The sequence below is a fragment of the Ferruginibacter sp. genome (assembly GCF_031430955.1).
Classification (GTDB): Bacteria; Bacteroidota; Bacteroidia; order Chitinophagales; family Chitinophagaceae; genus Ferruginibacter.
In genome coordinates this window covers 1-7,306 of the sequence record NZ_JANPCM010000271.1, presented here as the reverse complement: position 1 = coordinate 7,306, position 7,306 = coordinate 1, and the positions used below count along the sequence as shown (strand labels likewise).

The following is a 7,306-nucleotide window of genomic DNA, read 5'->3' as shown; positions in this document are numbered from 1 at the left end:
CACCTGCAGATATGTTTATGGCATTGGGTAAAGACGATAAGAAAATTTATGTGATACCAAGTTTAGATGTGGTGGTGGTAAGATTAGGCGATGATGCAGGCGGAAGTGTTGCCGGGCCAAGCAGTTTTGATAATGAGCTGTGGGGTAAATTAAAACTGGCTATGAAATATTAATCTCAATTAAATTTTACAAAAGATACCCGGCCATTTCATTTTGATACTGCTGTGCAATAACCCTTGCTTCTGCTGCAAAATCTTCTTTTTCGCTGGCAAAAATTATTGCCCTGCTGGCATTTACTAAAAGGCCGCAATCTTTATTCATGCCGTATTTACTTACATCTTTTAAACTGCCGCCCTGGAAACCAACACCCGGTACCAATAAAAAATTATCAGGAATTATTTCTCTGATTTTTTCTAAGCCGCTTGCTTTTGTGGCACCCACTACAAACATTAAATTATCTTTATTACCCCAGTTGCTAACTTTTTTTAAAACCTTTTCGTATAAAAATTCGCCGCCGTGGTTTGTGTCTTCACTAACCAAACGCAACTGTTCAAAATCTTTACTGCCTGCATTGCTGGTTAATCCCAACACTATCGTCCATTTATTTTCATATTCTAAAAAAGGACGAATGCTGTCTTCACCCATATAAGGTGCTACAGTTATGGCATCAAAATTCAACGTTTCAAAAAAGGCTTTGGCATATTGAGAAGAAGTGTTGCCAATATCGCCACGCTTGGCATCTGCAATTTTTAAATGTTCGGTTGGGATATAATTTACTGTTTGCTCCATCGCTTGCCACCCTTTCAAACCAAGTGCTTCATAAAAAGCAGTATTAATTTTATAGCTTACACAAATGTCTTTCGTGGCATCAATAATTGCTTTATTAAATTCAAAAATTGCATCCGGGTGCGATTGTAAATGTTTAGGAATTTTTGTGATGTCGGTATCTAATCCCACACATAAGTAAGATTTTTTTTGTTGAATTTGTTCAACCAGTTGTTTTCTTGTCATAATAATTAAACATCTCTTTTATCAATACCTGCTTGTTTAATAATGGCGAGAAAGGTACCTTTCTTTACATCCTTACTACCATGCACGGGTACAATAACAGTAATGTTAGTTGCAGAGTTATAAAAAATTTGGTGAGAGCCTTTTGAACGTTTAAAAAGAAATCCTTTTTTTTCCAAAAGCTTAATTAAATGCTGCGGAGACTGGTTCATGCAGTTTCCAGGTTAAGGGAATACTCAAGCGTATTTGTATTGTCAGGTATTGGTTCCCCTCTCGATTGCAATTCTTCTACATACAATTCAATAGCTTCTTTTGCCATTGTCAAAGCTTCATCTATCGTGTCGCCCTGTGTAATACAGCCCGGTAATGCAGGAACGGTAACCATATACCCGCCTTCTTCCTCTTTATTTAATAATATTTTATAGTTGTATTGCATATTTTAATTCATTACAAATGTAAAAAAATAAACCCAAATTTCATAGTTTACTGATCATTTAACTTTTCCATTTCGTTAGCAATTGCAGCAGAATTATAGTCACCACGTTTTTTCAATTGCTCAATAATATTTTTTTTAGATGCTTCATCTCTGTTCTGGCTTAATTTAAAAGTATTTTCCAAACTTTCTACTTCAATTGTAAAACCAATAATTGCTTTTAACATGGGCAGTATATATTCTTTGGGCATTTTATTAAATGCCGCTGCGGTTTCTAACCCTTCATATTTATTAGTAAGTGCTTTTATAACATTGCAGGTGCCTTCTTCATCAGTAAAAATTATTTTCCCTTTTGCATGAACAGTCATATAATTCCACGTGCTGGCTGTTTGCGGATTAGTGTACCAGCTTGCACTTACATAACAATGAGGGCCGGTAAATACAACCAAAACATTTTCATTTTTTTCAAATGCTTTATGGTGATCCGTGTTTCTCATAATATGTCCGTGCAAAAAAATATTGCCTTCTTTCACTTCAACTTCTAACGGAATTTGCGTAGCTACGGGATATTTTTCGCTAATACCTGTAATCATTGCAAAAGAATTTTCTTGCATAAAAGCAATAACTTTTTGTTCGTCTGCTTCGGTAAAATGCCCCAGTTTATACATTAGTACTTCTTTAAAATTTGTTTTAGGGTTGCAGCAAAAGTAAATATTTCTTCAAAGGAATTATACAATGGCACTGGCGCAACCCTTATTACATTCGGTTCTCTCCAGTCGGCAAAAATTCCATTGGGCAGCAGTTCATCAAAAACAGCTTTTGCATTTTTAAAAACAGATAAAGAAACCTGGCAACCTCTCTCGTTGCTGTTACGTGGCGTAAGAATAGTAAATCTTTTTTCAGGCTGGTTAATTTCATTCAGTACAAAAAATAAATAATCGCTTAATAATTTACTTTTTGATAATAAGTTTTTAAAACCTGCTTGCTTAAAAATATCCATCGATGCTTTATGGCTTGCCAATAATAACATTGGGGCTGTACTCATTTGCCAGGCTTCGGCATTGGGTGAGGGCGTAAAACTATTTTCCATTTTAAAACGATTGGCTACATCATTACCCCACCAGCCTTCTAATCTTTTTAACTTTTTATTTTGTAAATGCTTTTCATTTATAAATGCACCGGCAATAGCACCCGGCCCGCTGTTTAAATATTTGTAATTGCACCAGCAGGCAAAATCAACATTCCAGTTGTGAAGCTGCAGCTCTACATTACCTGCGGCATGGGCCAGATCAAATCCTGCATAAGCACCTGCATTATGCGCTGCTTCGGTAATGGCTGGCATATCAAAAACCTGTCCGGTATAATAATTTAGCCCACTGAATAAAACCATTGCCACGGTGTCTTTATGCTGCTCAATTGTTGCAATAATATCTGCTGTGGTAATAATTTCTGTTCCTTCCTTGGGATGCACTTCAATTATTGCATCTTCAATTTTATAGCCATGCAATTTAACCTGCGATTGAAATGCATATTGGTCGGAAGGAAATGCTTTCGCTTCACAAATTATTTTATACCTGTTTTTTGTGGGTTGATAAAATGAGATCATCAGCAAATGTAAATTCACTGTAAGGTGATTCATTGTTACGAGCTCCTGTTCTTTTGCACCAACAATATCGCACAGCAATGGCGTTATTTTTTTATGATAATTTAACCAGGGTTCTTTGCCCATAAAAAAACCTTCCACACCAAAGTTGGCCCAGGCTTCCATTATTTTCAATACTTCATCCTGTGTTGTTTTAGGTTGCAGGCCTAATGAGTTGCCTAAAAAATATATAGCATGCTTATTATTTAAAAGCGGAATGTAAAATTGTTCCCTGTAAATATGCAACGCATCATTATGGTCTGATTCTTTTGCGTATGATATTGTGAATTGATGAGACATATTTATACCTGTTGTTTATTTTTTTTATCTGCTATTAATAAAATTAATAACAATGGTAAAAGTAAAATATCTGCCACACTTATCCAGTGTATAATATGCTGCTGTTGCCAAAGCTCAATAGCGTAACTGCCGTGACTGTACCATTGTTGTAAAGTTAAAACTAACACAAACCAAATAAACCATTTTGGTCTTTTTAATACTCCATAAATAAAAATTATATTTATTACAATGAAAATTGCATGCCTTAAAGAGGTTGCCAGACTTATTATTGGAGGATCTGTTTCAGGATGATAAATTGCAAAAGCATGATAAACTAAAGCTGCAAAAGCAAGTACTGCAAAAATTATAAATAAAATATGCTTTGTTTTATTACTCATTAAACAAATTAGGGTAGTCAGTAATTATTCCATCCACTCCCAAACCCTTCAATCTTTCTATTTCTTTTTTATCGTTCACCGTCCATGGAATAATTTTTATGTTTTGCTGATGACATTTTTTTATCACTTCATCCGTAGCTAAAATATATGCAGGGCTGTAAATAGTTGGTGTAAATCCTAACGCTTTAATTTGTTCTTCAATAGTTCGTTTATCATAATCTTCAATAAGCATAGCCGTCTGTATTGCCGGGTAATGTTTATGCAAATATTGCAATGTCCTAAAATCAAAAGATTGAATAATTATATATTGCTCCACATCTTTTTCTTTAATCACTTTCATCAGTAATTCTACAAATTCGGCAGGCGCAGGATGAAAAATATTATCTGTAGCAGGCATTGATTTTGTTTCAATATTATAAAAAGGAAACGGCCTTCTCGCCATCATCATATAATTTTTTACCGAATCAAATACATCAGCCAAACGTGGTTTATGTACCGCCATTTTTTGTTGCTTCGGAAAACGGGGGTGCGGTTTTAGTCCCACATCAAATTGCTGCGTTTCAGCAAAATTCATTTTATAAATATTGAAATTCTTTTCTTCTTTTTCATTTACAAAACTGCCATTGGCATTAGTAGTTATCTCATGATTAAAAAACGGTTCATGCGATAATATCACCTGCTTATCTTTTGTAATTACCACATCCATTTCTAAAGTAGTAACACCTAATCCTATTGCGTTGATCATTGCGGGAATTGTATTCTCCGGCATAAGTCCACGGCAGCCACGGTGGCCTTGTTTATCGAAAACGGTTGCTCCTAAATCCACTGAAGGCGACTTTTGTACTTCACTGTTCATACCAGTATTTTTTTTAGGAGAGGAGCATGAAAATATTGCAACCATCAATAAAAGTAAAAGGGAAATGCTTTTATTCATAAAACATAATTAAAGATGAATAATGGGATAATGTACAAGAGTGCGACGCCAATGAAGCTAAACAGCATTACAAATGCCTGGTACAAAAAAATAATCTCGTTTATTTTCCGCTACAATCTTCTCATTTCCCTATCCTTTGGAGTTCCCATTTGGGAACGAACGTAGTTCAAGGTGAGGTTATCTCACCATCTCCTGCACTTTCGTCGGCTCCATATTCGCATTCCTCATGGCAATTGCCCTAACAGCATTGCCTGCAAAATCTTCAAAAGCTTTTTTGCTTACCGGTTCATCACTCACCATTACGGGCACCCCAATATCGCCGCCCTCACGTATGCTTTGTACAATAGGTATTTGGCCTAAAAAAGCAAGATCAAATTCATCGGCTAAATTTTTGCCGCCATCTTTTCCAAAAATATAATATTTATTACCGGGCAATTCTGCCGGAGTAAAATAACTCATGTTTTCTACCAAACCAATTACTGGTACTTTCAGTTGTGCCTGCCCGAACATGGCTACACCTTTTTTTGCATCGGCAAGTGCCACCAATTGCGGCGTAGTAACAACAATAACTCCTGTAACAGGTACAGTTTGCACCACAGTTAAATGAATATCGCCGGTGCCGGGTGGCATATCAATCACTAAATAATCCAGTTCGCCCCAATCAACTTCGGTAACAAACTGGCGGATGGCACTGCTCACCATTGGCCCACGCCAAACCACCGCCTGCTTTTCATCAATCAGCAAACCAATGCTCATTATTTTAATACCAAATTTTTCAATCGGAACTATCATTCCTTTACCACTGCCATCATCTTTCATCAAAGGCCTTTCGCCACGTATGCCAAACATTATGTGCTGGCTGGGGCCGTAAATATCAGCATCCATCAGCCCAACTTTTGCACCACCGGCCGCTAATGCCAAAGCAAGATTGGCACTTACTGTACTTTTTCCTACACCGCCTTTACCACTCACTACAGCAATAATATTTTTTACACCACCCAAAATTGTCTTAGCATCTTTTCTGTTAGTGGTAGTGTTGGCCGTAAAATTTACGGTAACCACGGCTGCTGCATTCACCAATATTTTTACCGCATTTTCACTGGCCATCCGCATCATATCTTTCATAGGGCAGGCAGGCGTAGTAAGCACAATGGTAAACGACACATTATTGCCCTCAATATTTATATCTTTTACCATATTTAAGGTCACCAGATCCTTGCCTAAATCGGGTTCCTGCACATTACTCAGCGCTTTTAAAATATCTTCGTTTGTCATGTTCAATTATTTGTTAAAATGCCAACAGAGCTGCAAATTTAAACAACCATGCCTTTACTTTGTTTATTAATTAAGGAATGTTGTTATTTTTGGGACAAACTTTGGTAACACTGTTTAACATCGTTGTGTCACTCACTTGTACGGCATACCATTATTCAACTTTTATTGATGCATAGATTTATACCTTTAATTTTTAGTTTTTGTTTTATTAAGCCTGTGCAGTCAAAAGCTCAGTTCGAATCTTTTAAAGATTCGGTAGTGCAATTATACGGCCTGGTAATGACGGCGGATAGTTTAAAAGGTTTGGAAGGCGTAAGTGTGGTGGTAAAAAATCAAAACCGGGGAACAGTAACTAACGATAAAGGCGTTTTTAGCATTGTAGTTTTAAAAGGCGACGAAATTGAATTCAGCAGCATTGGCTTTAAAACAAAAATGGTTGCTATTCCTAAAGATCTTACCGGCAATCAGCAAAGTGTAATTCAGTTAATGATCAACGATACCATTTACCTGCCTGCAACAATTATAAAATCACGTCCGTCAAGGGCACAGTTTGAAAGGGATTTTTTAAACAACCCTGTGCAGGATGATTATATAACTGTTGCCCGAAAAAATAATGACGCTGCCACACGCCGCATTTTAGCAGCCAACTTACCTTCTGACGGAAGGGAAGCAAGTAACCAATTTTTAAGACAGGCAGGTACAAAAGCTTATTATGCCGGCCAGGTGCCCCCGCAAAATATTTTTAATCCATTTGCTTGGGCAGAGTTTATTAAAGCATGGAAGAGAGGAGATTTTAAAAAGAAGAGTTCTTCTACTACACGTACATCGCCAACACCTTCCACCACACCTACACCCAACGATATTTATAATCCAAAGCATTAGCCCCCATCCCCAGAAGGGGAGTTATACAAAGGGTATTAAATAATTCAAAACTTCAAAACTTGGATATTTCTAAAAAAGCAGGTTTCTCAAATAACTCCCCTTCAGGGGATGGGGGCATTAAAATCTTTCTTATTGGTTTTATGGGCAGCGGCAAAACGCACTGGGGCAAATTATGGTCTGTAAAAAGCGGTAAACAATTTTTTGATCTGGATGAAGTAATAGAACAGGAAGAAAAAAAATCGGTTGCTGAAATATTTAGCCAAAATGGCGAGGCGTATTTTAGGCAGAAGGAAATGGAAATACTGCAAACATTTGCAACAAAACAAAATTGTATAATTGCCTGCGGGGGTGGCACACCATGCTTTAATAATAATATGCAGTGGATGAATGCAAATGGAACAACGGTATATCTTTTTGCAACAGCAAACGAAATTTTTAACCGGGTAATTACAGAG

At 36.8% G+C, this 7,306-nt stretch carries 10 protein-coding genes; 2 read left to right on the top strand and 8 right to left on the bottom strand.

What is annotated here, in order from left to right:
- Positions 1–186: 186 nt before the first annotated feature.
- The 8 genes from pyrF to ACY65O_RS07630 form a co-directional block, all read right to left on the bottom strand.
- A complete protein-coding gene (pyrF, locus tag ACY65O_RS07665; RefSeq protein WP_462220266.1) occupies positions 187–1,011 on the bottom strand; it encodes an orotidine-5'-phosphate decarboxylase in 825 nt (274 codons plus the stop codon).
- Between the two features lie 5 nt (positions 1,012–1,016).
- Positions 1,017–1,220 carry a type II toxin-antitoxin system HicA family toxin gene (locus ACY65O_RS07660; protein ID WP_462220265.1) on the bottom strand — a complete coding sequence of 68 codons (204 nt, stop codon included), beginning with the start codon at positions 1,218–1,220 and terminating at the stop codon, positions 1,017–1,019.
- A complete protein-coding gene (locus tag ACY65O_RS07655; protein ID WP_462220264.1) occupies positions 1,217–1,444 on the bottom strand; it encodes a type II toxin-antitoxin system HicB family antitoxin in 228 nt (75 codons plus the stop codon). The genes ACY65O_RS07660 and ACY65O_RS07655 overlap by 4 nt, the downstream gene beginning before the upstream one ends.
- Before the next feature lie 47 nt (positions 1,445–1,491).
- A complete protein-coding gene (locus ACY65O_RS07650; RefSeq protein WP_462220263.1) occupies positions 1,492–2,109 on the bottom strand; it encodes an FMN-binding negative transcriptional regulator in 618 nt (205 codons plus the stop codon).
- The gene (gene kynU / locus ACY65O_RS07645) at positions 2,109–3,383 is read right to left on the bottom strand and encodes a kynureninase (protein ID WP_462220262.1); all 1,275 of its coding nucleotides are present in this window, start codon (positions 3,381–3,383) and stop codon (positions 2,109–2,111) included. Before kynU ends, ACY65O_RS07650 begins: the two co-directional genes overlap by 1 nt.
- 2 nt (positions 3,384–3,385) lie before the next feature.
- Positions 3,386–3,760, bottom strand: coding sequence for a hypothetical protein (locus ACY65O_RS07640; RefSeq protein ID WP_462220261.1), 375 nt, complete (start codon positions 3,758–3,760; stop codon positions 3,386–3,388).
- Positions 3,753–4,616 (bottom strand): glycerophosphodiester phosphodiesterase, encoded by an 864-nt coding sequence (locus ACY65O_RS07635; RefSeq protein WP_462220260.1) that lies wholly within the window; start codon positions 4,614–4,616, stop codon positions 3,753–3,755. The genes ACY65O_RS07640 and ACY65O_RS07635 overlap by 8 nt, the downstream gene beginning before the upstream one ends.
- Positions 4,617–4,871: 255 nt before the next feature.
- Entirely contained in the window at positions 4,872–5,969 is a 1,098-nt protein-coding gene (locus ACY65O_RS07630) for an Mrp/NBP35 family ATP-binding protein (RefSeq protein WP_462220259.1), read from the bottom strand.
- A 168-nt stretch (positions 5,970–6,137) separates the two neighbouring features.
- Between ACY65O_RS07630 and ACY65O_RS07625 the strand changes: the two genes are divergently transcribed.
- Positions 6,138–6,851: a carboxypeptidase-like regulatory domain-containing protein gene (locus ACY65O_RS07625; RefSeq protein WP_462220258.1), complete on the top strand. Its 714-nt coding sequence runs from the start codon at positions 6,138–6,140 to the stop codon at positions 6,849–6,851.
- 59 nt (positions 6,852–6,910) lie between these two features.
- Positions 6,911–7,306: shikimate kinase (locus ACY65O_RS07620; RefSeq protein ID WP_462220257.1), on the top strand; the 396-nt coding region annotated here is incomplete at its 3' end.

Coding starts and splice junctions, on each gene's coding strand:
- ACY65O_RS07625 (WP_462220258.1), top strand. CDS start 6,138: ATGCATAGATTTATACCTTTAATTTTTAGTTTTTGTTTTATTAAGCCT.
- ACY65O_RS07660 (WP_462220265.1), bottom strand. CDS start 1,220: ATGAACCAGTCTCCGCAGCATTTAATTAAGCTTTTGGAAAAAAAAGGA.
- ACY65O_RS07650 (WP_462220263.1), bottom strand. CDS start 2,109: ATGTATAAACTGGGGCATTTTACCGAAGCAGACGAACAAAAAGTTATT.
- kynU (WP_462220262.1), bottom strand. CDS start 3,383: ATGTCTCATCAATTCACAATATCATACGCAAAAGAATCAGACCATAAT.
- ACY65O_RS07655 (WP_462220264.1), bottom strand. CDS start 1,444: ATGCAATACAACTATAAAATATTATTAAATAAAGAGGAAGAAGGCGGG.
- ACY65O_RS07635 (WP_462220260.1), bottom strand. CDS start 4,616: ATGAACAGTGAAGTACAAAAGTCGCCTTCAGTGGATTTAGGAGCAACC.
- ACY65O_RS07640 (WP_462220261.1), bottom strand. CDS start 3,760: ATGAGTAATAAAACAAAGCATATTTTATTTATAATTTTTGCAGTACTT.
- pyrF (WP_462220266.1), bottom strand. CDS start 1,011: ATGACAAGAAAACAACTGGTTGAACAAATTCAACAAAAAAAATCTTAC.
- ACY65O_RS07630 (WP_462220259.1), bottom strand. CDS start 5,969: ATGACAAACGAAGATATTTTAAAAGCGCTGAGTAATGTGCAGGAACCC.